Source organism: Verrucomicrobium sp. BvORR034 (assembly GCF_000739635.1).
Taxonomy (GTDB): domain Bacteria; phylum Verrucomicrobiota; class Verrucomicrobiia; order Verrucomicrobiales; family Verrucomicrobiaceae; genus Verrucomicrobium.
On the sequence record NZ_BATQ01000125.1, the window covers coordinates 97,640 to 120,244 of the forward strand.

The window sequence follows — 22,605 nt, forward strand, 5'->3', positions numbered from 1 at the left end:
CGTTCCCGTCACACGTCACGGGTTTGTACCGGACCGCACGTCAACATCACTCCCGCCCCACCCAGATCCTGGACCAGCATCACCCTTCCCACGATGCCTTTCTTCTGACGCAGCACCTTGTGCCCCTTCTCAGGGTTGCACTGCCGCACGGCCGAAAGGGAGAGGTACACATCGAAGTCAGGCAGCTCAGTCTTGCCGCCGATCGTCTGGCTCAGCGCAGTGGAGAAACCACGATCAGAGACAGTGCCCAGGACATCTGGCACACCATTGATCGTCAGCTTCTCCCCCATTTCCTCATTCCCATCTTCGGCCGCCTGGTCAAAAGCATCGTCAAAGTCACTCATGATATCCCTCCTGCAAAAAGGGCTGCCCCATGCACTGGAGCAGCCCGAGAAATTGAAAAACACCTGTCCTCCGCAACCTTACGCCGGAACGGCCACCCCACCTCCGACGGGGCGCAACGCCATGGTCGTGGCGGTTTTGATCACACCCAACACCGTAGTGTAGTTTCCTGCTGCCAGGTCTTCTGCCGGGCACATTTTCCCGGGCGTGGCGCTCTGAACAATCACTGTGCCCACCGGGACGCCATGCGCCCCCAGGACGAGGTCCACATCTTCAAGGACGTAGAAAAGAGGCTGACCTGCCCCAGCGGTGTTCAGGGCTACCCCCGCGACATCCTTTTTCGTCGCATCGTTGCCGTCTGCCTTGTAGAGCTTCTGATCGGTCGTGTTCTTGCAGAGAGTGTCCCCGGCCGCGATGGCCTCCCCTGCGGTACCCTGGGTCTGGTTTCCAGCGGAGCTTTTGAGAACATTGGCGGCGGTGAGTGCGATATCGGCCATGCTCGCCGCCGCATGTCAACCTTACCAGATGGAGCCCAGGGCAGCTTCAATGGAACCATCATCCCAGCGACCATCCATCACCCCAGCAAAGGCCCACTTCCCGTTCAGAGCTGCCGATGTCCCTCGACCGAACAAGACACCGTTGACCGTGATGGTACCGGTGCCAAGCGCGAATGTCGTGGGCGTCCCATTGTTGATGGAGAGGTGGCTGTTCGCTCCGTCAAACACGACCCGGAGGATTTGATTGGCTCCCGTAGTAACGGTCACTCCAGTATCGACCGCGGTGCTGTTGAGCCGCACCGCCCATTTCGATGAGGACATCACTACCCCCGAACTCCCAGCGCTGAAGGCAATGGGACCACCTCCATTGGTACCAGAGGTCACATTGAGGACCGCAAAGAGGGTGATGGGCTGTGGGATCAGAATGAGCGGGGACAGCGTCGCCACAAGCCAGTCTCCGGACGATGTGACGCCGTAGCCATTGCCAAAGGCCTGGAGGGTGCCAGATCGTCCTATTTCAGGCTGGTTTGCTGCAGTGGCCTGTTCAGGAAACAGGCCTCCGGCTTGGTCCAGACCGTTCACGACGGTGCCCACCCCGCCATTGAGGAAGGCAAGAACGTCACTGCCCCACCTGCCGGTAACAGCATCGGTGGTGAAATCTTCCACCGCACTGTCACTGCTCCTGCGGATGCGCCATGAAGGGGTCACAGAACTGAACAGCCGATGCCCGAAGGCAAAGGCGTACCGGAAGTCATCCTGCCACTGGTCCAGCGGCCCCACGAAGGGCGCTGGCGGATCAGCGGTAGTTAGAGGAAACTTTACGGTGGCAAGATCCAGACCAAATCCAAGACGCATACGCAACAAGAGTGAAAGTTTGAGCAGAACAGACCATCAACGCCGGTAGGCACGGTACATGCCCGATTCGCCGGATCTCTTGAGCTTGGTAATGCCCCTGCCGTTGATGATGATGGTGCCAGGAGCGTGGGCCACACCAGTCAGGGCACCGCTGGCGTTGACTTCCTCGAACTGCTCAAAGGTCACAGGCACACTGCCCACGACCTGAACGGCGAAGAAGTCCCCCTCCACGAGGGCGTTGTCACTTACGTTCTGGACGCCATTCGCCCCCTGCAACAGATCATTGATGTCTCCCATGGATTTCGGTGTGTTGGTTTCTATTTGCGTTGACTAAACTTTATCAGGCATTGCCGGTGATCGCGGCATTGCCCGTGGCCAGAACCCCCACGATGGAGGCCATGGCGTGCACATTGCCATCAGCGGTGGTGTCCAGCACCAGAACCGCTTTGCCGGTCGCATCCGTGGCCACCGTGGCCAGGGCATCATCGGTATCCTCCTTCAGCAGGATCCCCGTGGTGGCCGTGAGCGTGCCCAGGTCAGTGGGGGCGCCGTAGGCGGTGGCAGAGAGCCAGACTCGCAACAGGCAACGCCTGGTCAGGTTGTTGCCCAGCGCGTCCAGCGCCTGGATGGTGATGGTGGCATTGCCGTCGGGCGTCCCGGTGTTGGCGACGACCACCGACGGTGCTGGCAAGCCCTGGTTGGGCGTCTCGGCCAACGTCACCGTCGCCCAGCCACCGGGGAAGGCTTCGTAGACCACACCATTCTCGTCCTGGTAGAGGTAGCCCAGGCAGGTGGCGGCCGCCGGACGGGCGGAGAGATTGCCGCTGGAGAAACCGTTTGCCTCTACCCGGCTGCAGACGCCTGTCTGGATCCAGGTCGTGCCAGTGCTGAAGAAGACGTCCAGCGTGTCGGTTTCAAAGAACCGGGCACCCACAGCGAGGTTTGCAGCCGGCCTGGCCGCATGGGTTCCGGAAAAGCGGGCGATCGGCAACGGCGTAAGCATAGCCACGCCCGGGTTGTCAACGATCCCGGGGGGTTCACTACGTAAAAGAAAAACGGCACAGGTCTCGCGACCCATGCCGTTTATTCAAAACCCCCGTTTTGAACCGCGCCAACTCCTGTGCAAGTTTCAGGGTCTATGGCACGAAACCTGTCGTGATCATCTCGATCGCACCGCTGTCCACGATCTTCTCAGCGGTGTGGGTCCGGGTGCGGATCATGTCGCCGCGGCGGCGCTCATCGCGGTAGGTCTCGGTGGTGAAGAGACCCCCGGGGCAGTCGGCACCCCAGGTGATGGTGCGTCCCGCGCCACCGGCTTCAAAGCTGCCACCCTGGATGTCCGCCAGCCAGATGTAGGCATTGCTCCAGAAGTAGGTGCCGTTGAAGGTACCGTCCACATCCTTGGTGGCAGAGTCGTAGGCTCCGCCAGCCACAATGATGTTCTTGATGCCAAAGGGTTTCACAAGGTCCTCGGCATTGATGATCTTGTACACGCCCTGGCCCAGCTGGCTGAAGAGGAAGCCCTGCAGCTTGGAGGAGCGGCGCAGAAGGTTGAAGATTTCCCGGTTCATCCACATCGTGTTGGCGATGATGCCCTTCTTCTCCAGGCGTTGTTGGGCGGCCTGCACATCCTTGGGGAAGTCGATGTTGGCCAGGTTCGCCTCCGTGTAGGCCACCGTGGCGGGCACGGCGGTCACGCCTACGGTACCGGGGTTGCCAAAGAGATCGGCCACGCGCTTCTCGTAATCGAAAAGGAGCGTGCGCTTGTTTAGCTTGGCCGTGAGCACTTCCATGTCGAAGAAGCGCTCCAGCTCCACCTTGCGGGAGTCATCGATGCGTTCTTCCCAGCCATACTCCGCGCAGTCGTACGTGTCCCATTCGATCGCGCGCTGGCCTTCGTTGTAGGAACCGTCCTGGGCACGCTTGGTGGAGTTGATCTTCATCAGCTCACCCTTCCCACGGCGGATGCGTGGGTAGCTGCCGTTGCGCGTTGGCTGGTCCACCACAGGCATGACCTGCTGGGCAATCAGCCCCTGTTCGGACGCGCTCGACTCCTCCAGGAAGGCGGAGATTTCGGGACGGGGAGAGGCTGCAGTGGAGGAGTACATATGGGGCTGGAAAAGGAAACTGGCTTCAGGAGTGGGAAATAACTACTGGGGAGATGGGTTAGAAGTACATGACCTGGATGATCTGGCCGGCACCGCTCGCTGGCTGGAGGGCTACCCCCTCGGCCGTACCAGCGCCGCCATGAGCCTGCACTCTGCCGTTGTCGGCCCCCTTGATCTTTGGACTGGCGAGGGTGATTTCCCCGGCCGCGACAGCGTAGTGAATGCCGACGTTCTTCTTCTGCATGGCCACAATGTTGCGACCTCGCTGATCAGAATCCACTGGACCCCCGATATTGTGGCCGAGCACCTCGGCAGCATCGGCTGCGTCGGCGACCACAAGGCCGCCAGCCACGCCCGCCTTGACGCGCAGATAGTTTTCGATGTCTTCTTCGGCAGGAAGAGAAAGGATGGCGTTGGTATTCATCGTGGCGGGAAAACTTGGCTGAAAATGCGGTGAGGTTTCTTGAAACTACCTAAGAAAACGAAAGACTAGCTCTGATTGGCACCGAGCTGTTTGAGGTGCTTTTCGTACACTCCAGGATGGGAGGACATCACCTTCTTGATTGCGGTGGTCCGGCGGGTGGCCTCCAGCATTTCCGGGCTCTTGGTACTCAGCTCGGTCATCTCAGTGCGCACCATCTGCTGGAATTCTGTGAGGTTCTCGGCAGGGGCGGTTGCAGCCGAGAACATCGTAGTGTCGCCACCACCGGCATTCACCGGCTTCATGGGAGCGGCCGCACGGTATTCCTTCACCAGTTCGTTCAGGGCGGTGATCTCAGCCTGCTTCTCCTCCAGGGAGGTGACGAGCTGCTCCTGCTTCGCACGGAGCACAGAGAAGGCGTGCTGCACCTGTTGCGCCTGTTGGGCTTCCTCCATTTCCGTCACCTTGCCGGAGAAATAGGCCTCCAACTGGGTGATGATGTCGCCAGCCCCGACACCCATTTCTTCGGGTTCGTCGTCGTCTTCGCCGCCGGGAGCGGGAGCTCCACTCACTTCACTGAGGTGCTCGTCCACTTGCTGACAGAAGCTTTCGATGGCGGTCATGCGCTCTTCCATCCCTTCCAGCTTGGCAAGGATGACTTGGAGCGGATCGGCAGGAGCACCGGGCTTCGCGGTTGCGGCGGCGGCAGGAGGGGCGGTGTCGGGCATACTTCCCCTGCCCCGGCTGTCAACGCCCTCGGAGAACATGCCGTCCGGATTGGCGGCGGGATGGGGCACCAGATCAGTGGACACCAGCTCCGTGCACCTCGCGTGCTTTTTGGTCCCCTTCAGCTCGGGAGCTCCTCGGAACGTGACACTCAGACCCACGGTCTTTGGCTGCCTTGTCGCGAGCTCCAAAAGCTGCGGGGTCTTGTCATGAGTCTTGAGCAAGTTCCAGTCTGCCCGAACTTTGTCGCCATCACGGCGGAAGTTGTTAAGGTACCCGTTGACGGCCTCAATACCGCTGCCGTGATTGAGCTTCACCGGCACCTGGCCACTCGCCTTCGCGCAGTCGTAGATCTGCTTCAGCGTGGTGTTGTCCACCTCCAGATCGTGTCCCTTGGCCACTAGATTGCCGGTGATCATCGAGACATTGCGGATGATGCAGTTGATTTCATCAACGCCGAGCCCGACGCCGGCATCAAGCACCTCAAACGTAAACTCCTGGCCTTCTTGCGGGTCGTTCATACGTCCCCGCTGGCCTTGTCAATCGCCCACATCTGCTGCTCATTTCGGAGAGGAAAGTGTGGCCCATGTGGACGACCTCACCTTCCTTGGCTTGAGCCAGGCCCTTCGCCCCTCCTTGTTGACGTATTTGCCGCCTTGTGGGACCATGACGCATGAGCTCCCGACAATTCTTATCGCCTGTCGAAGATGCTTTCCGCAATGCAGTCAAACTGCTTGAAGAAGCAGGACTGCTGGCAAGTAGCGTAAAGTCGCTCCAGACTCACGAAGATGGATCGTGCCACCTGGAATTGAGTATCAGCACCCTTAGTGCCAAACCGGCCCTTTTCGATGAAGAGGTGAATAGGATCCACGGGCGAAGCTAGGCGCCAAACAAAACCCTACCCACGCCGCTTCGGCCTCACACCACCTGCCGCTCGGCCCACGCCTTACGCAGGCTCGACTTGGCGTGTGAACCCGCCGCCTTGAGCGAGTCCATCATGGGCACACCTGGGCCACCCCAGTTGCGCCGAATCTTGCGCACTCCGGCAATAGCGCCACCGGCCAAGGCCGCCGCGGCAAGCCCCGGCCCCAGGAGACCGCTCTTCTTTTTGGGCTCTCCATAGGCTTGTTTCATGGTCTGGGGATCCGCGCCGCCCGTTTCATTGCCCACAAACCTCCCCGCCCCGTCCCGGCCACGCTCACCTAAGGGCGCGGCCAGCTGCGTCAACTGATCCATGGCCTGCAGCATTTCCGCTTTCACTGCGGCCGCTTTGTCCGCAGGTTTGGCTTCTTCTGTCGGCTCAAAGGACCTGATCTCCAGCGTGAGGTTGTGCCTCTTCTCCCCTTCTTCATCCTCGCGCACGGTCCTCTCCCGCACCCGATACTCTACGGTGGCCTTGCCCTTGCGTGGGATCTTCGTGAAGTCTTTGCCGTCCCCCTTGCTGCTGATGTACACGCTCGGGTAGTATTTGTCCTGGGGCTTGGGTGGCGTGTAGCAGCCCACCTCTCCATATTTCTCCCCCAGATCGAGTTTCTCAAACGAGGTAAGTAGGCCGGTGATCTCGGCGAGGGCGGTGGCGGCAAGGGTGCTCATAGTGAAAAAAGAACTGACCGGCAGTTTCAGGAAACTCCTGTCATGGTTTGGGTTCAAGGCGCAGCTGGAAGTGCTGGATCGATGTCACCTTGCCAGCGGCGTCTCGCGTGATCAGAGGATGCGTGCAGACGATCAAACACCCATTCGGGTACCGCTTACTCTGCAACTCATTGAGAGCTCGCAGGGCGGCGATGAGCTCGCCAGGGTCAGGCGCGTTCATTAGCCCTTGGCGCTGAATTTCGTCAACGCCTGGTCAAGCTCAGCCTCCAGGCTGGTCACCTCCGCCGCCAGATCGAACTGGGTGGCATTGGCAACACTTGGATCGTGGTGGTAGAACATCTTCACGATCTTCTTGAGCCCTGTGCGAACGGCCGCACCGGCCGCCTTGGCCTTCTGCATGGAAGTGGGATCCTTGATCACCCGGCTCTTGGTGGCCGCCGCCAGGGCATCTTTGGTGGGCGGGCCAAACTTCATGGCCTTTTTCCGGGACTGGGGGGGCATCCACTTTTCCCGGGGGTTCTGCCAGGAGTGTTTCACGTTGCTGCCCAGATCTGCCACCGCCCCACCTGCCTGTTTGTACGCCTGACGCACCCCAGAGAGCCCGGGGGGCAGCGGTCCGGCACTTTGCCCGGCTTTCATGACCCCGCGGTGGACCCCATAGGCCGCCCCACCGACGGCAGCCGCGCCGGCAACTTTGCCGGGGGTGACAGCACCTTGATCGTCCTCCTCTTCACGGGCGAACTTCGTGAGGGCCTTGTCGAGCTCGGCATCGAGCTCGGAGAACTGGGTCAGCAGGGCGGTGGCGTTCATGGCGTTGAGCCACACGCCGTGTCAATCACAGCAGCTTCAGAAACCGTGAATGCCTGAGCTTATGGCCCGCTGTCCACTCCACGAAGGCAATCTCCACCTTCGTCCTCGGCTTCACCCACCTGCATTCCAGCATTTTCTCCTCGTCGAGACTGCGACCCCATCGGGACGGTCCAGTCTCAGGCAAATCACTGAAGGGGCAGGCGGGCATTACCAGGTGGCGTATCGAATCCATCACCCTCGCCTTCTGCACAGGCGTGAAGCCGGCCCGCACACTGCTCACATATTTCAGCTTTCGGCCGGAACGCTGGCCAATAATGAGCTCATCAAAACTCCGACCATTCGGGACGTAGCCGCCCACAATGAACTCGTCCTTCCGTTCAGCTTTCCACTTTAGCCACATGCCAGACCGCTCGCCCGCTTCATAGTGACTGTCTCTGGCCTTTGCGACGATGCCTTCCAGACCGAGTTCCCGGGCTTGCTGCATCAGAGAAGCCACGGAACCGTGCAATTCCCTGCTGAAACCAATCACGTCAGAAGACTTGGGCAGGATTTTTTGCAGAGCTTGGCGGCGGGCCTCCAGAGGGAACTCTGTCAGGTCTTGGCCGTTGAGAATCAAAAGATCGAAGAGCATGAAGCGCAACTCTGGGGTCTTTGAACGATGAGACTGTAGCAGTTGAAAATCTGGGCGGCCCTCTTCGTTGAGAGCCACCACCTCACCATCCACCGTGGCAGAAATGCACTTCAGTTCAGCCAGACCCTCGGCAACTCCTGGAAATGACCGAGTCAAGATCTTGTCGTTGCGAGAGGTCAGGCGAGCTCCCCGGGGCGATTTTTCGCCAATCATCCTGTAGCCGTCCCACTTTATTTCATATTCCCATTCAGGCCCCTCTGGAAGCTCAGGGACCAGCTTACATAGCATCGGCTCAGTTGCAGCAGTAGAATGGCGCGAGGACATGGCATACCTAAATCGACAGGTCCAATCTGCCGCTCGTTTACCATCAGCTTGGCGGGATAGTCGAATCGTTCAACCGAGTTCCTGCCTCGCTGGAATGGGAATCACCGCCGCTGGGTCTTGGAATTCCGGGGACTCCACCCTGGAGGTAACTCTCCACTGCTGGAGGTCACGATTGGGCCGATGAACACCGCTGTGCATCCGTGCTGCTAGTTCACTGAAAGGGCAGTCCGGATCCAGCCAGGACCTCCAAGCGCAAGGCGGCAGCAATACGGGAAACTGATAGCCCACCCAAATAGCTCGGTTGGGCGGTGGACCGGTGAGAATCGCGAAAGTATCCCCGATTTCTGAATGCGGTTCCCAAAGGCCGGCCAGCATCATCAGTGATTCACCAGGGTAGCTCAAAAGCCAAGGAACCCTGCAGGTTGGCGTGGCTTGCTGCCAGATGAAGAACCCATTCGTCGGTATCAGACAGCGGCGATAAAGGTAGGCTGTCCGGTGCCCGATGCGTGTGGCTGCCTCGTGATGCTTCAGACTGACCGTGGGACCAGCCGTGGGGTCCACAACAGTTTTCTCCGGGATTCCCCAGGCCAGGTTGTCCAAGGTGAGTGACCCGACACCTGCACGGCGGATGATGGGCGCAGAATGACCGGGGGCAACATTGTACCGGACGCCGTAGTCCACACGGAAATCCAGATCGGGAAGGACCTTCGTCACTTCCGACTTGTCTCCCCGGACCCAGTATCGATTGCACATGGCAGTTCGGGTAACACGGGGCACCCGAACTGCCAACCACTATTCACATGAACAGTGCTAAACAGTTTTGCGAAATGCCCCTCTCACCACATTTCCTACTTGCCGCGGTCGTCGCACCACTGGCATGGCGGGAGCTTTTCTAAGACCGAGCCAGCCCGGTTTCTTCTTGGCCACCAGAGTGGCCAAGCCCGCACCCAGCACCCCTGCGGTAGCCACACCAGCCCCCCAGAGCTTGCGCTCGTTGCCCACTTCTTCATACCACTCTTTCTCCCTGCGTTGCCTGGAGCGAGATCCTGGGGCAAACACCCGGGCAGATTTCCCCCGGGGATCCCGCACATCCCACCCCGCTTCGGCCGCCACCTCGTCAAACTGATACACGGGGGACCCGCCTCCCACCATCAGGGCCGTCACTCGTTCGAACAGGCCATCCAGCCTTGAGAGGCCCACCTGGTTCTGCCAATGCCTTGCCCTGTTCTTCACGTTCTCAGTCACCGCATTGACGTGCTTTCGCACCACCGGGTTGCGCTTGTACAACACGCCACTGCCCACGAGGGCGGCAGTCGTGGCCAGCTCCTTGGCATGGCGGGCAAACCAGGGCTTCTCCCATTCCCGTTTCACCGGCCGACCAGAGGCATCGCGCCCCCTGGGCTTGCCTCTGATGACGTCACCGGCATCCTTGACCATTCCCGTGGCCCGCCCGCCCCAGCGGGTCACCGCCTTGGCCTGGCCGTGCACGGCGCTGGCCGCATCCAGGAGGGACGCATCCTTGGGCACACTGATATCCACGCTGCGCTTCCCGCGGCCGTCCATCTTGGTGCCATAGGCCTGCTTGTTGCCGGTCATCACATCCCACGCAGAGACGTGCCGTCCCTGGGCATCGAGGTACTCACCCCGGGCGAATTGGACAGGCTCGCCGGTGACCTCCTTCTTTCGCTTTTGCCTCCAGGAGCTCAACCCAGATGCCGCGCCCTGCAGCAGCCCAAGAGTGGCCGCCCCCGTCAATACGGTCTTGGGGTGCTTCTTGATTTCTCTCCCAGCGATCCTCGCCACCTTTTTGATGGCGGTCCACCGTTCATGACGGGTCGCCCCACCCATGCGATCTCCCGCCACCCTCAGCAGTTTCCCGGCTTTGGCCTGGCCCTCCTCTGGCAGCTTGCGCAGCGCATTGGCAGCACCTACGGCCGCACCACCTGCAGCTCCTGCAGCGGCCCCCTGCAGAGCGCTCCTGCCCACCGTGGGTTCATCCGTGCGGACAGCAAACCTCGTGGTCCTGCTCCGGTCTCCCATCTCGGCAGTTGTTTCCTTGCTCTTCTTGCGGTCACGAGCCATCTGCAGGCCTTTTGCCGCCACCCCGGTCAGCACCGCTCCTGCCAGGGCGCCCGCGCCTACTTGGCGCAATTGGCGGCTCACGACGGGTCGGGTACCTGTGCGGGCATGCTCGGTCCAATGCTGGCAATTGTTGGTGAGCAGGCAATAGTTCCAGGGCTTGCCAGTGCCCTTCATCGCGCGGGTTGCCGCTCGCTTGGAGGGCTTGCCATCCAACACTTTCCAAGTCTGCCCCTTGGGCCATTGGTTCTGGGGAATCACATGGGTGCGGGACGGCGTATTGCGGGAGAGCCCGCGGTGAAACACCTCCGCCACCTTCTTATCACCTACACCGATCCCCTCGTGCTGGATGAAAGGCCACTTCGTGCGCCGCACGACTCGTTTCCCGGTCAGATCCTCTCCAGCCGCAACAGCACGTCCGGGCAGATAGAGGCCTCCAGCAGCGGCTCCCGCCAGAGCTCCGCCCCCGGCAGCAGCAGCGGCACCAGTCTTCTTTTCATCGAACCCGGTCGTGGCACCTGCCGCCTGCAGCATCATGGATTTGCCGATCCAGCGCCCGGGTGCCGTGGCAACGCGGGCCAGCCTCGACTTCCATCCCGTGCCCATCACTGCCGGCAGTTTCTTGCCCAGGAAACGAGTCCCGGGTTTGCTGCCCAGCCTTGAGGGTTGTGCGGCACGCTCCCGCCACCGCTTCATGGTACCCTCACGGCGGGCGGCCTTCTCCAGCTTGCGTCCCACAGGCTTGGCCACGCTGTTGATGTTGCGGGTCGTCTCCCCCACGTCGGCCGCCAGCTTCTTGGCTGTCTGGCTGACCTGGTCGGCGGTGCCTTGGATCTTGGCTCCCACGGGCTTCACATCCCGTTCCCAGGTGCGCTGCAACCAGGGTTTCACCTCCCCCAGAGTCTCATTGGCTTTCTTCGCCACCCGCCGCACTGCCAGGATGCCCCCCACCCCGGCACCGATGCTCACCGCATCCTTGGCGATGGCCACGCGGTCTCTGATTTTCGCTTCCCCTCCCTCCGGAGGCAGCACTTCAAAGTGCCAGTCCCCACCGCTGGCCACCGTTGCACCGGTGGTCGTACGCTTCTTGGGATCCATGAGCGCCCCCGCTGCAGCACCGATGGCCGTACCCACCCGTGCCCCTCGGAAGCCACTCTTGCCCGCATACAGCATGCCCCCAAGAAATCCACCGCCGGTACCGGTAACAAGCGCGTTCTTGAGGCGGGACTTGCCGCGGTTCCAGTTCCGGTCGGACTTCCTGTCGGTCATGGCCTTCCCAGCGACGATTCCAGCCGCGCCAGCGGCCGCCCCTACCAGGGCAGCCTTGCCATGCTTTCGCCAGGCCTTACGGCCCGCAGTGACGAGAGTATTGACGAGCGGGGGTTGGGGAGAGGGAGTGGTAACCATTCCCCTCCCGCTTTGTCACCCCACCTCAGCGCCGATGATGCGGGACATCGTCTCATCGAGATAGCTGTCTGAGAACCATTCCGAATGTCCAAACGGGCGGTGGATCACGTTCACCACCCGGTTGTGTCCCACCGGTCCCTGTCGGCCCAGAGTACCGTACCCCAGCAGTTTGCCGACCCAGGATCCCGCCAGCCACAACGCCCAATCCGCATCCGCGACATAGACGTGAATCGACCCGATCCGGTCCCCGGCTGCGTTGAGCCCATTCTTTGCGAAGTCGGACTCGCAAGCCGCCGACACCAGGTGCAGATCCCGCACCCGGGGCCAGCCCATGGCGGCCAGGGTATCCAGGATGACGTCGCATCCGTTCGAGTGGCCCACCAAGGTGACCTCCCAGTCCTGCTTGTAGTAAAACTCCAGCATGCGCTGCAGCTTCTGCGCCCGGTCCTTCTGTCCGAGCGCCCGGCTCAACAGAGGGCCGGAGAAGTACTCCAGGCGTTCTGCCACCAGCTGGCAGCCATGTTGCGAGACTGCCGGTGACCACAGGTGTGTCCAGGTGACTCCTCGACCCGTCCAGTTGCGGCTGTTTCCCGGTACCGTCATGATGCCGTTCACCATCACCACCACCCGCCGCTTCATGCGTCCTCCTTCCGGTACAGATCCGCGAGCCGCTGCAGATCCTGCCGGGAGGGGGCATTGATCAGCCCGGAATCTTCCGGGTGGGTGAGCATGGCAGACTTGAAATCCTGCTCCTGGCTCACATGCGGCAAGCCCAGCACATGCCCTACTTCGTGGATGGCAATGGTCAGGAGATCGAACCGCTGGCCCGGGAAGAAGGACCGTCGAATCCCGTCCCACCACCCCACTTTGCGAGACGAGGGATTCCAGGCCACCTGGTCACTCATCACGATGCGCCACCGCTGCTGGCCGTGGGACTTGAGCTGCTCTGCAAACCCCAAAACGGTCTCAGTTTGCCCACGAGCCACCCGGTGGCTCACGTCATCGAGCACTACATCGATGAAGTGACTCGCACGGCTCTGCGGTCGCGTCTCCAGCCCCCAGCTTTCAACGGCACGAAGAAAGGTGTTGCGCCATGGAGTTTCGAGGTCGCGGGCCAGATGGCTGGTACGCAGGCAAAGAGTGGGAAGTCCGGGATGGGTCATAGCCTCTCGGCGGATGTCACCCTGCAAGAAGAGCTTGACCTAAGTGCAACCCCTCCCAAGCATGCTGATATGCGAGCGCCCGCCACCACCCAACCAAAGGTCTTCAGCTTTGTCCTGATGCCGTTCGATAAATCTTTCAACGACATCTACCGCCTTGGCATCAAGGAGGCCTGCAAGGCAACCAGAGTGTATTGTGAGCGAGTGGATGAACAAGATTACCACGAACGCATTTTGGATCGGATCTACAACCAGATCTCAAAGGCCGATTTTGTTATTGCGGACATGACGGGAAAAAACCCCAACGTCTTCTATGAAGTTGGCTATGCGCACGCACTCGGCAAACGGGTAATCCTCCTCACTCAAAGAGCTGAGGACATTCCTTTCGATTTAAAACACTTCCCGCACATCATCTATGGAGACAATGGAGACAGCATAAGTGAACTAAAGACGCAACTGGGCAAAAAAATTAAGTCACTCTTGCTCAACAAGTCGGCACCATCCATCTCAGCTAGCGACGGATTGGATATCTGGATCAACGGAATGCGAAACAAACCTGTCATCGACTACCCGTTGCCTCCGCACAATAGGACAATAATTGTCTCACTGCAAAACAACTCCGGCAGGATTCACGAGCACGGCGAAAGCAAGGCAGGGTTTCTTGTGAAGAGAAACTCAGTGAGTCTAGTTTGCATCCTAACTACAATTTGGGCAGAGGACAAAGAAATCAACAATTACTTGACCCTGCCAAACGGGGACCTGCTATTCCGCCATAAGGAAGTCCCAAGGCTTTTCCCCGAAGAGACATACAACTTTGAACTAGATCTTCACCACCATTCGGGCTGGCCAAAAGAGGATAAGTTGGTCGATTTTAGACTATATACATCCACGGGAGTTCGTGATCAAACACTCCGATTTTATGCAGTAAATGTACCAGACCCGTTGGATTTCTTGAAAGCTTAAGTTTCCCAGCAATGCCTGCTGAGAATCAACCTTCCCCCTTCCCGAAGCGTGCCCGCTCTGCGACATCGTTGATGGCGTTCTCCGCAATGGCCGGAGCCTTTTTGAAGAACTTGTCCACCACCGCGGCCGCCAGGGCATACCCGGCGAGACCAAAGGCGAACCCCGCCCCGCACACGACAATGGGATCAAGAGACAACTCCTTGATCCAGGGGTGGGCGTAAGTGCCAATCCTGGGGCCCACCACTCCCATGACGATCGCCCCGATCGCCCTGCCAAACACCAGCTTGAGCTGCTCACTGCGCCGGTTGAGTGCAAAGGCCATCGCACTGGCCAGCAGTGCGCCCGCCAGAGGCATGGTGCTCCACATCATGACGTTCTCTTTGGCGCTCACGATCTCTCGGGCGATTTCCTTGGCCATTTCCGACTGTCCCAACGTAGGCGACAGATAGCCAGCCAGGGGGCCAGTGGAGTACACTGCCATCGCAGCGGCAACGGTGATGAAGAAGGCAGTAGTGGTCATGGCAGCGTGGGAGTGTCGGGATTCAGGTGGGCAAGGGCAATGAGGAGCCCGGCGACCTGGGAGGACGGGCAACGAGCGGTGTGTGATGGAAGCAGACATGTCATCATGGGGTTGGGATTACTCTTCTGGCGTCGTGGTGGAGGCCGTCTGGCTCGCCGGCACCATGGACGCAGCCTCTTCGTAGGAAATGCCATACCAGGCCATCAGTGTGCCGAGGGTCTGGTCGTAGGTCACCTGGCCCAGGTTGTATTGCTTGAGCAGGTCCAGCATGGGCCGGATGGCTTTGGGGTCATAGGAGGCCATCAGCCCTGCAGGCGGTGGGGGCGCACCTGGGGCCGGGTCATTGGGGTCAGGGGGCATCGCATCTGGGCTACCCCGCTCATTCATCGCCGCCAACAGAGCGGTGGGCTGCTGCTTGCTCTGGTCCAGGAGCTCTATCGGCACCTCGGTCTCCTTGGAGACCGCCTGCTTGATCTTGACCTCTTGCGCCTGGGTCCGTGTAAGCTGCTCGAAGTCGCCGCCGTTGCGCTCGATCTCATCCGTGGCTGTGGTCAGACCATTCTGGATGGCGATGACGCGGGCCTGGGTATCATTGAGTATATCAGAACTGATGCGGGGGCCCCAGTTCCACTTGCCCCGTTTGTAGTGTTTGTGCGGCGGGATCTCGCCATTGGCAATACCACGACGCAGCACACCGTCTTTCCACCGGTCCAGCATCTGGGTCTCAATAAACTTCCTGTCGTAGTCAAAGCGGTGGTCCGCATACCTCGTTTCCAGCCGGGCGGTCACCCCGCCAAACGCCGCCAGATCCCACAGAAAGGAATAGGGCAGGTCCAGCCCCAGGGCGATCTCGCGGATCTTCACTTGCACAAAGTTCAGGAAAGCACCGCTCGGCCGCTGCGTGGTGGGGGCGGCTTGGAACTCCGTCCCATCCGGAAGCTTCACGATCTGCGCGTCCCGCGCTTTCATGAAGTGCAGCCCCGTGGTAGCATCCTTCCCGTCCCAGGCGTCTGCCCCGTGCTGGTTGTATGGGTTCGAGGTCTTGATGAACCCTGCAAAGCTTGCCGCGTACTTGATGCCCAGCATGTCGTACTGGAACACCTCGTACAGATCACGGATGGACGGCATCACCGTCGCCAGCGGCGAGTGGCCCCGATACTGCCCCAGACGAAAGGCGTCCCACAAGTGGATGAACCGAGAGGCTGCTACATCCTCCTTGTGGTTGTATTGGTTTGTCCTCGTTCTCTCATACAACCGGTAGTGCACCGGCTGCTTGAGATCATTGATCACCACCCCACCGATCTCATTCTCACTGCTGCTCTGGGCGCGCAGCACGTCCCCAATTTGGTCGGCCTCAAAGCTCTGCAGACGCAAGTCTCCAGCATCCTCTGAGAGCACGAAGCCCGAGTCCCCATCCCGCCACTTCCCGCGATATCCCAGCTCTGCCAGCTTATCGAGGCCATGGCGGTTGGTCATGTCGGCCTTTTTCGCCTTTTCCTCAATAAAGTCCTCGTAGACCTGATTGATCACCTTGTCCCCGGTCAGTCCCTGGTACCGCAATCGCGGCACGGCAAAGTGGGCGACACGGTTCAACACACCCCGGGTGAAGGGAATGTTGAGCTCCTGGTCCCGCGCTTCCCAGACCAGCTTGATGCGCTCCTGCTCCATGCGCATCGTGTTGGGCGATGCGTTGTGGAAAAGCCCCCCGCTGCCGCCGCGGGAGTGTTTCGCACTGACGGCATGATACCCGAACTCCGTCAGGTGTTGCCGGGAGATCAGGTTCGTAAGCGCCTGCTTGGGCGCAAAGTATCCCAGAACCCGGTCAAAGAGGTTCAAGGAGGAAGAGCGGTCGGAGGACATTCCCCCTCCGCCCTCTGTCACCTACCTAACCAGAGAGGTCGCGAATGTCCCGCTCTGCGCTCGCTGCCATCTGTCTCAGCAGCGGACAGGATTCCTCTGCCAGACTGTCACAAAATGCTGTAAGTGCCGCACACGTGGCATCCCGAGTCCGGTCATCCCACACCACCTTCCTGCCATTCACCTGAGGCTTTTTGCCCCGGTTGCCAACGCGCCTCACACGATAGATGCTCATGGTCCGCCTTCCTTTTTTGCAACAAATTCTGGACCAATGACCTCTTTTTGCACTTCATTTATTCAGGATACAGAATCTACGTACAACCTTAGTGCAACATAATGTGTTATGACCGGAGAGAGAGAGGAGCATAGACCCCTTTCTCAATCCGTTTCCAATAACCGGCATAGGCACCCTGGCACATCATCACGCGGATCACGTTGCACTTCTTCTTCAGTTCCTCGGGGCTGAGGCCTGCATTGGCGGTGATTTCCTTAACCACATCATCAGCCCGCATTTCCCCACGCTCAGCGAGCAACGCCACGACGGCATCCCGCAGCGGTGAGGGCCGCTGGGCACGGGGTGCATTGGAAGCTTTGATCTCGTTCTTGGCAGTCGTCATAATCCCAGGGCGTTCTGCATCGCCTTTTGAGCGGCGTGTTTTCCGGACTTTTTTGCGATATCGATAATTTCAGCCATCAGTTGTGGCAGTTGCGGCACGGCCGCAGATTCCAGGTCGAAAGTTACTTCATGCGGTCCCATCCAGGTGCAACGTCCGTAGTCGGGGTGCGAGTCATGCAGCCGAAAGCCCAGACTCTCCAACATAGCCCGCTGCGCGGCACAGGGTACCGCCTCAAACTCCCTCAAGCAGCAGCCTCGGTGATGAGATCCAGATGTCCCACCTTCTGGTAGGTGGTCATCCCGCTTTCTTCCAACGTTACCAGCACGGACTCCTGCAGGATCGGAGCAGCGGGCTTGGACTGGTCCAACACGGCGGGATCAAGGACGACCCGCCCCGTGTACCCTCGCCAACTGCGGGCGCGGTCATTGATCCGCACACGCGTGGTTTGAACAACGGCGGCTGGCACCGTCTCCCCCTCCGTCCAGATCGTAAAATGCTGGGACGGGCTGGGAAACGGGAGAGGCGAGGGCGGTGATGGATCGTCTGCACCTTTCACCTCCGCAGCTGCCTGGTTGTTTGATTCCGAGGTGAGAGACAGTTGCTGCCCATCCCCTTTGCTGCCGCTGGCCGCTCCGCCGTTTTTCTTGCTGGTTTTTTGCTCGCTCATCTTTGTGCGTGCTGCTGCACGTAGTTGTCTTCTCGGTCACGACTCATGAGGGAAAACTCTGGGGTAGAAGCCGGGATCAGCTGCCGGGTTGCTTCAGCGTCAAGGGGGCCACCGGTGCCCCTCCTTTGACCGCGCCTTCGAGCAACCCTGCGTTCAGCGTGTCCTTGTTCATCTGCACCTTCTGCTTGCCGAGTTCCACCCGCTCCCCACTCAGCACGCGCACGCCATCCTGCTTGGCAGCAATGCCTGAGAGGAGCCCCAAGCCCTTGTAGTTCGCCACGGTACCGGCGACGTTGTCCGCGTCCTCCTTGTTCACCATGTAGCGGATCACGTCTCCCTCCTGGGTGATGACTTCCACCACCACGCCCTCACGTTCTGCGAAGAGCGCCCCACCAGAAGATGCGTGATAGGTCTTACCCTTCGTCCGAGTCACGGACGGGCCATACACGCAGCTCGTGGCACTTATCAACAATACGCAGGCAAGAGCGCCCTGTAGAAGGAAGCGCTTCATTGTTCAGATCCTCCTTTGGGTGCAAAATTCATGCCCTGATTGCGGGAGGCGCTGAAGAGATTGCGTCCCGCCTCGCTCAGCGCGAGCTCGAAAGGATCACCCTGAAAAATGACGGACTGGGTGACCGGTCCTCCAGAGGTCGTGACCGGAGTTCCGATCGCTGGGGGAATCTGGACGGCTTGCACGGCCTGAGACTTCGGAGCCGTCCACTTGTGGATGGCTTTACAGGAGGACATCAGGCAGCAAAGGCCGCCAGCCAGCATGAGCAAAGGGAGTGTTTTCATATGTTGATTCCTCGTATCGCCTCCAGTGGATCAGCCAGCATCGACGGCCTCGTCGATGTACTTCACCAGGTCCCCGACGGTCTTGAGCTTGTCGGCGTCTTCATCCGGGAGATCGACTCCCCACTCCTCCTCCACCGCCATCACCAACTCCGTCCTGTCCAGAGAGTCAACGTCGAGGTCCTCGGAGAGCCTCGTTTCCAGAGTAACCTGGAAGCCAGGCTCTCCCATCAGCACATGGCTCAGGATGGCGGTCAGTTTGGTGAGGGTGGTGGTGGTGTCGCTCATAAGGGAAGAAATGATGGTGGACGTTGTCTCAAAAAGCGGCTGGTCAGCAGGGGCCCATGTCATTGCGGACTGACCCGTCCACACCGCCAGAAAAGTCGGCGACTCCAAGGAAGTCCCCACGGCCGCGGCTACCACGGGCCCGCTGATTCTTGATGCGGGTCGCCCCTCTCAACTGGGCGGTCAGAATATTGAGGTCCTTGCTATACGATTTGCCGCCAGAGGTCTGGCTCGTGTAGCCACCGCGCACGCGCTTCCTCAACTCAGCAATCTCCGCAGTCAGCTCAGCATCGGAGTAATCGTTGTAAATCTCAATCCAGTCGACAGTGCTCATGATGGGCGGGTAAGAGGCGCGGAGTGTCAGGCGTTGATTTAGCCAATCAGCAGATAGGGAATGGTCCGTGCCTTCCACTCGTCACCGAACAGACGTTTTGCCTCACCCGTTGCCAGCGCGATGAATCCGTCCCATTGCTCCGGCGGGATAGTCTGGCATCCCAAGGAGCTGGTGGTGTTCACACCCCCTCTGTGGAGGTTGATGCCGAACCATCCCCGCCAGTAGCCTTCCCCCAGGTGGTAGCCATAGTCCGGATGCTTGCCCAGCTTCATATGGGCGGTGTTGTCCCGTTGGACGATCACCTCCCCGGCCCGCTGGCAGATGGCCATGTACTCTCCCTTGTGTTTGTCGAACCTGTAGGAGTGGTAGAGACCAGGCTTCAGACTTGCCAGCCCCGTGCGGTTGGCCGCACTGGGATCCACGTTGCCGTTGTACGTCGCCGTGACGTTGGGGGTGATCAAGGAGATCGCATCATCGTAGATGCCCCGGTTGTTTCCCGGACCACCCATCTGGTTGTAGTAGGCGCGCTGCCCCACCACCAGCAGTGGGTGAAGCCCCCGGTCGATCCCGTACGGGGCGATCAAGGCCTCCAGTTCGGCGCTGGAGATGCGGGGGCGGGCTGGTGGCAGCATGGCGCTCATGCCCCCTCCCCGTATGTCAACCGTCGCTTAAGTGATGCGCACTACGTTTTGAATACTTGATTGCATGCTGGACACCGTCTGAACTGATCTACAGCGCAGAGCCCAACCACGCCGCCAAAGATCGCTCCGGGAATCGTCCCCGCGATTGCGCCCAACGGACCACCCGCCAATCCCACACCGGACCCGAACCAAGCCCCGGCAGCCCCTGCGGCGGCTGCAGCTGCAACTTTTGTTACGATGGCCTCCTGGTTGTTGGAATCAAAAGGCATTTTGCATTCAGGACAAATGATCTCAGCCATGAACCGGATATTCGGGAATCGGATCCTCCGGTCAATCGGCAAATTTCACCGACGCGTCCGCCAGATACCCACTCCCTCGAGATCCTTAAGCGTCGTTGACGTCTCTATCGAATTCGATACAGTTTCCGTTGCACCATGAGTACTCCCACTCCCACCGAGACCGAAGCCTTCCTGATGCGAGAGAATCAGCGGCTGCTGGTGGAAGTTCGCGTCCTGCGAGAGTGGGTGCTGCAGCTCGCCGCCGCCCGGGGCGCGACCAGCCAGGAGGATATGGACGCCCGGCACACGCGGCTGGAAGAACAGTTTGAGACCCAGGTCGCCACGCAGCTTGCCATCACCTTGGAGAATATTGAAACCCAAGCCTCCCCTGCCCTGGCCGCCCAGCTCGATGACCGGACACCAGACGAGGTGCTGCAGGCAATGGGAGCATCGCGCCCATGAAACTATCCACCTCCATCGTTGTTGCTGCCATCCTGCTTTCTGTCACAGGCTTTTGGATCGGCCTGAGGTATCCTCAACCAACCAAGGTCGAAACAAGTCCACCGCCGAGCAATATGGCCAACTACGTGAGACAGGAAACTGTCTCTATACTTGAGGACCTTCGGAGACGCCGGGAAGTCGCTCATACTGCCAGAGAGCTAAGCACGCTCAGTGAGGACATTCAGGCCAGGAGAAAGGCTTTAGCTTCCACCCGTGCGAAAGTTCGAGAAGGCGGTGACAGCGAACATGTGACTGCTCTTGATGAGCGGGATAAATTACTACTGAACCTCTGGGAAGAGGTACTTGAATCCATCTTCAAACTTGGAAAATGACAGACGATTTTTCGGCGTGGCTTCTAAAGGTCAAGGCCGCGGTGGACTCGACCGGCAACAAGTTCGGCATTGCACGTTGGCTTGCTCATCGACTGGGAGTCAAACCCACCTCTGTGAACACTAAATTGCACAAGATGCTCGGTCAGGGCCATGAGCCCAGGGGAGCATTCGTTGCTACGGTAAACGCCTGGCTGGAAGCGGGATGCCCGGTAGTACAACCCGAGTCCGACGGTCGTAAGCACGTGTCTACAGAAACAAAAAAGTCCCGTGCTTCCCAAGGAGGAACTGCACGCGCTTCAACACTGACCAAAGAAGAACGTCGGGCGATTGGAAAAAAGGCGAGGGCAGCTCGAAAGTCACCGTAGCACACCCCCAACCCACGGCTGGAGTTTCGGAAAATGGTTCTATGAATCAACGTATGCATACTTATTCATAAGTATGTTTACAGGCCCCTTTCACTTGTAGGAGGCAGAAAAAAGTCCGCCATTTTATGCAAACCCACTTGCTTACTTTACACTATATGCAATACTATCCTTGTCAGTGCTTTTGGCTCTCACGTTAAAAGCCCCGCAGGTGCGTGGCGCGGGAGTCTATGCCAAGTGCCTGATACGTGTAGAACTCAGCCCCTCGCCATCATGAACTCCACCGCCACCGCTTGGAAAGAAATCAGTGCCATGGATGGTGCCGCAGTCGCGGCCGAACTCTCCCGCATCATTGCGGAATCCGCCAAAATTCTCCCAATTATCGGGAAACTCCGCCACCGTTCCAAACTGGTGGCCACTGAAAAGGACGGTGCCCCCCTCGCCAAAGCGCGGGAGGCGGCCACTAAAATGGGTGCCGCAACCTCTTGTGTGGACAATGCCGCCCCGCATGAACGCGTGTTCTGCATTCTCTGCATTGGGGAAACTCGCAAAGACGGCTCTCCCATGCTTGAGGAATCCCGCTATGATGATCTGACCTATCGGCAAGCGGTCACGCTGGACAAGGCGCTTTCGATTGGGGCAAAGAATCCCAAAGCCCGGGAGGCAATCCACAAATACCTGACCGTCACGAAGTACGGCAATGGATGGGTGGATACGGTGCTGGAACGCGCTCAAGATGCCGCAAACGTGGCCCCCACTCCCAGCACCCCGCCGGAATCAGAAACTGAAACCCCGTCCGATAGCGCCACCACCACGGAAGATACGGCGGGCGAAACTACGCCGTCCAACGTGGTATCCATCGCTGACGCGCCCGCTCCTGCCACTGCGGCAGCCGCCCCCGCTCCCGCCCCCTGCAAGTCCGCGCCAGAAGCCACCACGCGCATTCTGGACGTCGTGCGGGAAGCTTGCGCGGGTCTGACCCCCAAACAACTGGATATGGTGCGCGCGAACCTCGCCCGTGCCGTGAATTCTCCTGATTCCTTCGCCGCCATCATCACTCCGGCGGAAATGGCCAAAGCGGCCTAACTCGCCAAAAGAGCGGCACCCTGACGTTGGGGCCGCTTCTTTTTGCGACTTTCTGTAGCCACCCAGAAATCCCGGGCGAGCCCACCCCAGGGCGGAACTATGCCCATATCCTGATACATGTATGACCACTGCAGTCTCTCCTCCCCGTTCCCGTCGGCAACGCACGCCGCGCAGTTCCCGCCCCGTCCTGACTCACGGGGAGTACTTTGAGGACGTCATGCTCCGCCGGTCTGGAAAAGCCCCGCAGAGCAAGTCTCTGACCCAGCAATTCTACTCCACCAGCCGCGAGGCCACCACGCGCCGTCGCAGTGCCACCCTGGCGGATCCCTGGCGCCTCGCCTACGCCCGCTGGTAAATGCCTGTCCCCCAAAGCCAACCAAAAGGACTGAACCCCAACCCACCCAGGCCGCGCCCCAT

Annotated in this window: 30 protein-coding genes; 5 read left to right on the forward strand and 25 right to left on the reverse strand. The window is 59.7% G+C overall.

From position 1 onward, the window contains the following. Positions 1-8: 8 nt before the first annotated feature. The 14 genes from BV034_RS20850 to BV034_RS20930 all read right to left on the reverse strand — a co-directional run bounded on the left by BV034_RS20850 (position 9) and on the right by BV034_RS20930 (position 12,956). Positions 9-344: a hypothetical protein gene (locus tag BV034_RS20850; protein WP_050028909.1), complete on the reverse strand. Its 336-nt coding sequence runs from the start codon at positions 342-344 to the stop codon at positions 9-11. 78 nt (positions 345-422) lie between these two features. Next, a complete protein-coding gene (locus tag BV034_RS20855) occupies positions 423-839 on the reverse strand; it encodes a hypothetical protein (RefSeq protein ID WP_050028910.1) in 417 nt (138 codons plus the stop codon). A 21-nt stretch (positions 840-860) separates the two neighbouring features. Beyond that, on the reverse strand, positions 861-1,694 hold the full coding sequence (locus BV034_RS20860; protein WP_050028911.1) for a hypothetical protein: 834 nt from the start codon (positions 1,692-1,694) through the stop codon (positions 861-863). A gap of 36 nt (positions 1,695-1,730) precedes the next feature. After that, on the reverse strand, positions 1,731-1,991 hold the full coding sequence (locus tag BV034_RS20865) for a hypothetical protein (RefSeq protein ID WP_050028912.1): 261 nt from the start codon (positions 1,989-1,991) through the stop codon (positions 1,731-1,733). A 43-nt stretch (positions 1,992-2,034) separates the two neighbouring features. Then, positions 2,035-2,697, reverse strand: coding sequence for a hypothetical protein (locus BV034_RS20870; RefSeq protein WP_050028913.1), 663 nt, complete (start codon positions 2,695-2,697; stop codon positions 2,035-2,037). Positions 2,698-2,830: 133 nt separating this feature from the next. Then, positions 2,831-3,802, reverse strand: a complete 972-nt coding sequence (locus BV034_RS20875; protein WP_050028914.1) for a hypothetical protein — start codon at positions 3,800-3,802, stop codon at positions 2,831-2,833. 58 nt (positions 3,803-3,860) lie between these two features. Beyond that, positions 3,861-4,226, reverse strand: coding sequence for a hypothetical protein (locus BV034_RS20880; protein ID WP_050028915.1), 366 nt, complete (start codon positions 4,224-4,226; stop codon positions 3,861-3,863). A gap of 65 nt (positions 4,227-4,291) precedes the next feature. After that, a complete protein-coding gene (locus BV034_RS20885; RefSeq protein ID WP_050028916.1) occupies positions 4,292-5,470 on the reverse strand; it encodes a hypothetical protein in 1,179 nt (392 codons plus the stop codon). A gap of 397 nt (positions 5,471-5,867) precedes the next feature. Beyond that, positions 5,868-6,542, reverse strand: coding sequence for a hypothetical protein (locus BV034_RS20895; protein WP_050028918.1), 675 nt, complete (start codon positions 6,540-6,542; stop codon positions 5,868-5,870). A 219-nt stretch (positions 6,543-6,761) separates the two neighbouring features. After that, positions 6,762-7,352, reverse strand: coding sequence for a hypothetical protein (locus BV034_RS20905; RefSeq protein ID WP_265593264.1), 591 nt, complete (start codon positions 7,350-7,352; stop codon positions 6,762-6,764). 25 nt (positions 7,353-7,377) lie between these two features. Further along, positions 7,378-8,307 carry a non-homologous end-joining DNA ligase gene (ligD, locus tag BV034_RS20910; RefSeq protein WP_081887990.1) on the reverse strand — a complete coding sequence of 310 codons (930 nt, stop codon included), beginning with the start codon at positions 8,305-8,307 and terminating at the stop codon, positions 7,378-7,380. Between the two features lie 810 nt (positions 8,308-9,117). After that, positions 9,118-11,793, reverse strand: a complete 2,676-nt coding sequence (locus BV034_RS20920; RefSeq protein WP_050028923.1) for a hypothetical protein — start codon at positions 11,791-11,793, stop codon at positions 9,118-9,120. 15 nt (positions 11,794-11,808) lie between these two features. Beyond that, positions 11,809-12,432, reverse strand: coding sequence for an alpha/beta hydrolase (locus BV034_RS20925; protein ID WP_050028924.1), 624 nt, complete (start codon positions 12,430-12,432; stop codon positions 11,809-11,811). Continuing rightward, a complete protein-coding gene (locus BV034_RS20930) occupies positions 12,429-12,956 on the reverse strand; it encodes a matrixin family metalloprotease (RefSeq protein ID WP_050028925.1) in 528 nt (175 codons plus the stop codon). Before BV034_RS20930 ends, BV034_RS20925 begins: the two co-directional genes overlap by 4 nt. Here BV034_RS20930 and BV034_RS20935 point away from each other — a divergent pair. Continuing rightward, positions 12,948-13,916 carry a nucleoside 2-deoxyribosyltransferase gene (locus tag BV034_RS20935; protein ID WP_265593266.1) on the forward strand — a complete coding sequence of 323 codons (969 nt, stop codon included), beginning with the start codon at positions 12,948-12,950 and terminating at the stop codon, positions 13,914-13,916. The two genes, BV034_RS20930 and BV034_RS20935, sit on opposite strands and share 9 nt — an antisense overlap. Before the next feature lie 25 nt (positions 13,917-13,941). On the opposite strand, the gene BV034_RS20940 is transcribed toward BV034_RS20935, so the two are convergent. The 11 genes from BV034_RS20940 to BV034_RS20990 form a co-directional block, all read right to left on the reverse strand. Then, positions 13,942-14,436 (reverse strand): hypothetical protein, encoded by a 495-nt coding sequence (locus BV034_RS20940; RefSeq protein ID WP_050028927.1) that lies wholly within the window; start codon positions 14,434-14,436, stop codon positions 13,942-13,944. A 117-nt stretch (positions 14,437-14,553) separates the two neighbouring features. After that, complete coding sequence (locus BV034_RS20945; protein ID WP_050028928.1) at positions 14,554-16,296, reverse strand: phage portal protein; 1,743 nt, start codon at positions 16,294-16,296, stop codon at positions 14,554-14,556. A 25-nt stretch (positions 16,297-16,321) separates the two neighbouring features. Beyond that, a complete protein-coding gene (locus BV034_RS20950; protein WP_050028929.1) occupies positions 16,322-16,528 on the reverse strand; it encodes a hypothetical protein in 207 nt (68 codons plus the stop codon). A gap of 106 nt (positions 16,529-16,634) precedes the next feature. Beyond that, entirely contained in the window at positions 16,635-16,910 is a 276-nt protein-coding gene (locus tag BV034_RS20955; protein ID WP_050028930.1) for a hypothetical protein, read from the reverse strand. Beyond that, a complete protein-coding gene (locus BV034_RS20960; RefSeq protein WP_050028931.1) occupies positions 16,907-17,113 on the reverse strand; it encodes a hypothetical protein in 207 nt (68 codons plus the stop codon). The genes BV034_RS20955 and BV034_RS20960 overlap by 4 nt, the downstream gene beginning before the upstream one ends. 38 nt (positions 17,114-17,151) lie before the next feature. Beyond that, positions 17,152-17,577, reverse strand: a complete 426-nt coding sequence (locus BV034_RS20965) for a hypothetical protein (RefSeq protein ID WP_050028932.1) — start codon at positions 17,575-17,577, stop codon at positions 17,152-17,154. Positions 17,578-17,653: 76 nt separating this feature from the next. After that, complete coding sequence (locus BV034_RS20970; protein WP_265593267.1) at positions 17,654-18,088, reverse strand: hypothetical protein; 435 nt, start codon at positions 18,086-18,088, stop codon at positions 17,654-17,656. Then, a complete protein-coding gene (locus tag BV034_RS20975; protein ID WP_265593268.1) occupies positions 18,085-18,372 on the reverse strand; it encodes a hypothetical protein in 288 nt (95 codons plus the stop codon). The genes BV034_RS20970 and BV034_RS20975 overlap by 4 nt, the downstream gene beginning before the upstream one ends. A 30-nt stretch (positions 18,373-18,402) precedes the next feature. After that, positions 18,403-18,657 carry an acyl carrier protein gene (acpP, locus tag BV034_RS20980; RefSeq protein ID WP_063768849.1) on the reverse strand — a complete coding sequence of 85 codons (255 nt, stop codon included), beginning with the start codon at positions 18,655-18,657 and terminating at the stop codon, positions 18,403-18,405. 43 nt (positions 18,658-18,700) lie between these two features. Beyond that, positions 18,701-18,988: a hypothetical protein gene (locus BV034_RS20985; RefSeq protein WP_050028935.1), complete on the reverse strand. Its 288-nt coding sequence runs from the start codon at positions 18,986-18,988 to the stop codon at positions 18,701-18,703. Positions 18,989-19,026: 38 nt separating this feature from the next. Then, positions 19,027-19,629, reverse strand: coding sequence for a hypothetical protein (locus tag BV034_RS20990; RefSeq protein WP_050028936.1), 603 nt, complete (start codon positions 19,627-19,629; stop codon positions 19,027-19,029). A gap of 434 nt (positions 19,630-20,063) precedes the next feature. Here BV034_RS20990 and BV034_RS20995 point away from each other — a divergent pair, with 434 nt between their 5' ends. The 4 genes from BV034_RS20995 to BV034_RS21010 all read left to right on the forward strand — a co-directional run bounded on the left by BV034_RS20995 (position 20,064) and on the right by BV034_RS21010 (position 22,543). After that, the gene (locus tag BV034_RS20995; protein WP_050028937.1) at positions 20,064-20,369 is read left to right on the forward strand and encodes a hypothetical protein; all 306 of its coding nucleotides are present in this window, start codon (positions 20,064-20,066) and stop codon (positions 20,367-20,369) included. After that, entirely contained in the window at positions 20,366-20,740 is a 375-nt protein-coding gene (locus BV034_RS21000) for a hypothetical protein (protein WP_050028938.1), read from the forward strand. The genes BV034_RS20995 and BV034_RS21000 overlap by 4 nt, the downstream gene beginning before the upstream one ends. 635 nt (positions 20,741-21,375) lie before the next feature. Continuing rightward, a complete protein-coding gene (locus BV034_RS21005; protein ID WP_050028939.1) occupies positions 21,376-22,188 on the forward strand; it encodes a hypothetical protein in 813 nt (270 codons plus the stop codon). Between the two features lie 121 nt (positions 22,189-22,309). Next, positions 22,310-22,543 carry a hypothetical protein gene (locus BV034_RS21010; protein ID WP_050028940.1) on the forward strand — a complete coding sequence of 78 codons (234 nt, stop codon included), beginning with the start codon at positions 22,310-22,312 and terminating at the stop codon, positions 22,541-22,543. The last annotated feature ends 62 nt before the right edge of the window (positions 22,544-22,605 follow it).

Excerpts from the sequence above, each read along its gene's own strand:
- BV034_RS20850 (WP_050028909.1), bottom strand. The coding sequence starts at position 344 with ATGAGTGACTTTGACGATGCTTTTGACCAGGCGGCCGAAGATGGGAAT.
- BV034_RS20855 (WP_050028910.1), bottom strand. The coding sequence starts at position 839 with ATGGCCGATATCGCACTCACCGCCGCCAATGTTCTCAAAAGCTCCGCT.
- BV034_RS20860 (WP_050028911.1), bottom strand. The coding sequence starts at position 1,694 with ATGCGTCTTGGATTTGGTCTGGATCTTGCCACCGTAAAGTTTCCTCTA.
- BV034_RS20865 (WP_050028912.1), bottom strand. The coding sequence starts at position 1,991 with ATGGGAGACATCAATGATCTGTTGCAGGGGGCGAATGGCGTCCAGAAC.
- BV034_RS20870 (WP_050028913.1), bottom strand. The coding sequence starts at position 2,697 with ATGCTTACGCCGTTGCCGATCGCCCGCTTTTCCGGAACCCATGCGGCC.
- BV034_RS20875 (WP_050028914.1), bottom strand. The coding sequence starts at position 3,802 with ATGTACTCCTCCACTGCAGCCTCTCCCCGTCCCGAAATCTCCGCCTTC.
- BV034_RS20880 (WP_050028915.1), bottom strand. The coding sequence starts at position 4,226 with ATGAATACCAACGCCATCCTTTCTCTTCCTGCCGAAGAAGACATCGAA.
- BV034_RS20885 (WP_050028916.1), bottom strand. The coding sequence starts at position 5,470 with ATGAACGACCCGCAAGAAGGCCAGGAGTTTACGTTTGAGGTGCTTGAT.
- BV034_RS20895 (WP_050028918.1), bottom strand. The coding sequence starts at position 6,542 with ATGAGCACCCTTGCCGCCACCGCCCTCGCCGAGATCACCGGCCTACTT.
- BV034_RS20905 (WP_265593264.1), bottom strand. The coding sequence starts at position 7,352 with ATGAACGCCACCGCCCTGCTGACCCAGTTCTCCGAGCTCGATGCCGAG.
- ligD (WP_081887990.1), bottom strand. The coding sequence starts at position 8,307 with ATGTCCTCGCGCCATTCTACTGCTGCAACTGAGCCGATGCTATGTAAG.
- BV034_RS20920 (WP_050028923.1), bottom strand. The coding sequence starts at position 11,793 with ATGGTTACCACTCCCTCTCCCCAACCCCCGCTCGTCAATACTCTCGTC.
- BV034_RS20925 (WP_050028924.1), bottom strand. The coding sequence starts at position 12,432 with ATGAAGCGGCGGGTGGTGGTGATGGTGAACGGCATCATGACGGTACCG.
- BV034_RS20935 (WP_265593266.1), top strand. The coding sequence starts at position 12,948 with ATGGGTCATAGCCTCTCGGCGGATGTCACCCTGCAAGAAGAGCTTGAC.
- BV034_RS20930 (WP_050028925.1), bottom strand. The coding sequence starts at position 12,956 with ATGACCCATCCCGGACTTCCCACTCTTTGCCTGCGTACCAGCCATCTG.
- BV034_RS20940 (WP_050028927.1), bottom strand. The coding sequence starts at position 14,436 with ATGACCACTACTGCCTTCTTCATCACCGTTGCCGCTGCGATGGCAGTG.
- BV034_RS20945 (WP_050028928.1), bottom strand. The coding sequence starts at position 16,296 with ATGTCCTCCGACCGCTCTTCCTCCTTGAACCTCTTTGACCGGGTTCTG.
- BV034_RS20950 (WP_050028929.1), bottom strand. The coding sequence starts at position 16,528 with ATGAGCATCTATCGTGTGAGGCGCGTTGGCAACCGGGGCAAAAAGCCT.
- BV034_RS20955 (WP_050028930.1), bottom strand. The coding sequence starts at position 16,910 with ATGACGACTGCCAAGAACGAGATCAAAGCTTCCAATGCACCCCGTGCC.
- BV034_RS20960 (WP_050028931.1), bottom strand. The coding sequence starts at position 17,113 with ATGTTGGAGAGTCTGGGCTTTCGGCTGCATGACTCGCACCCCGACTAC.
- BV034_RS20965 (WP_050028932.1), bottom strand. The coding sequence starts at position 17,577 with ATGAGCGAGCAAAAAACCAGCAAGAAAAACGGCGGAGCGGCCAGCGGC.
- BV034_RS20970 (WP_265593267.1), bottom strand. The coding sequence starts at position 18,088 with ATGAAGCGCTTCCTTCTACAGGGCGCTCTTGCCTGCGTATTGTTGATA.
- BV034_RS20975 (WP_265593268.1), bottom strand. The coding sequence starts at position 18,372 with ATGAAAACACTCCCTTTGCTCATGCTGGCTGGCGGCCTTTGCTGCCTG.
- acpP (WP_063768849.1), bottom strand. The coding sequence starts at position 18,657 with ATGAGCGACACCACCACCACCCTCACCAAACTGACCGCCATCCTGAGC.
- BV034_RS20985 (WP_050028935.1), bottom strand. The coding sequence starts at position 18,988 with ATGAGCACTGTCGACTGGATTGAGATTTACAACGATTACTCCGATGCT.
- BV034_RS20990 (WP_050028936.1), bottom strand. The coding sequence starts at position 19,629 with ATGAGCGCCATGCTGCCACCAGCCCGCCCCCGCATCTCCAGCGCCGAA.
- BV034_RS20995 (WP_050028937.1), top strand. The coding sequence starts at position 20,064 with ATGAGTACTCCCACTCCCACCGAGACCGAAGCCTTCCTGATGCGAGAG.
- BV034_RS21000 (WP_050028938.1), top strand. The coding sequence starts at position 20,366 with ATGAAACTATCCACCTCCATCGTTGTTGCTGCCATCCTGCTTTCTGTC.
- BV034_RS21005 (WP_050028939.1), top strand. The coding sequence starts at position 21,376 with ATGAACTCCACCGCCACCGCTTGGAAAGAAATCAGTGCCATGGATGGT.
- BV034_RS21010 (WP_050028940.1), top strand. The coding sequence starts at position 22,310 with ATGACCACTGCAGTCTCTCCTCCCCGTTCCCGTCGGCAACGCACGCCG.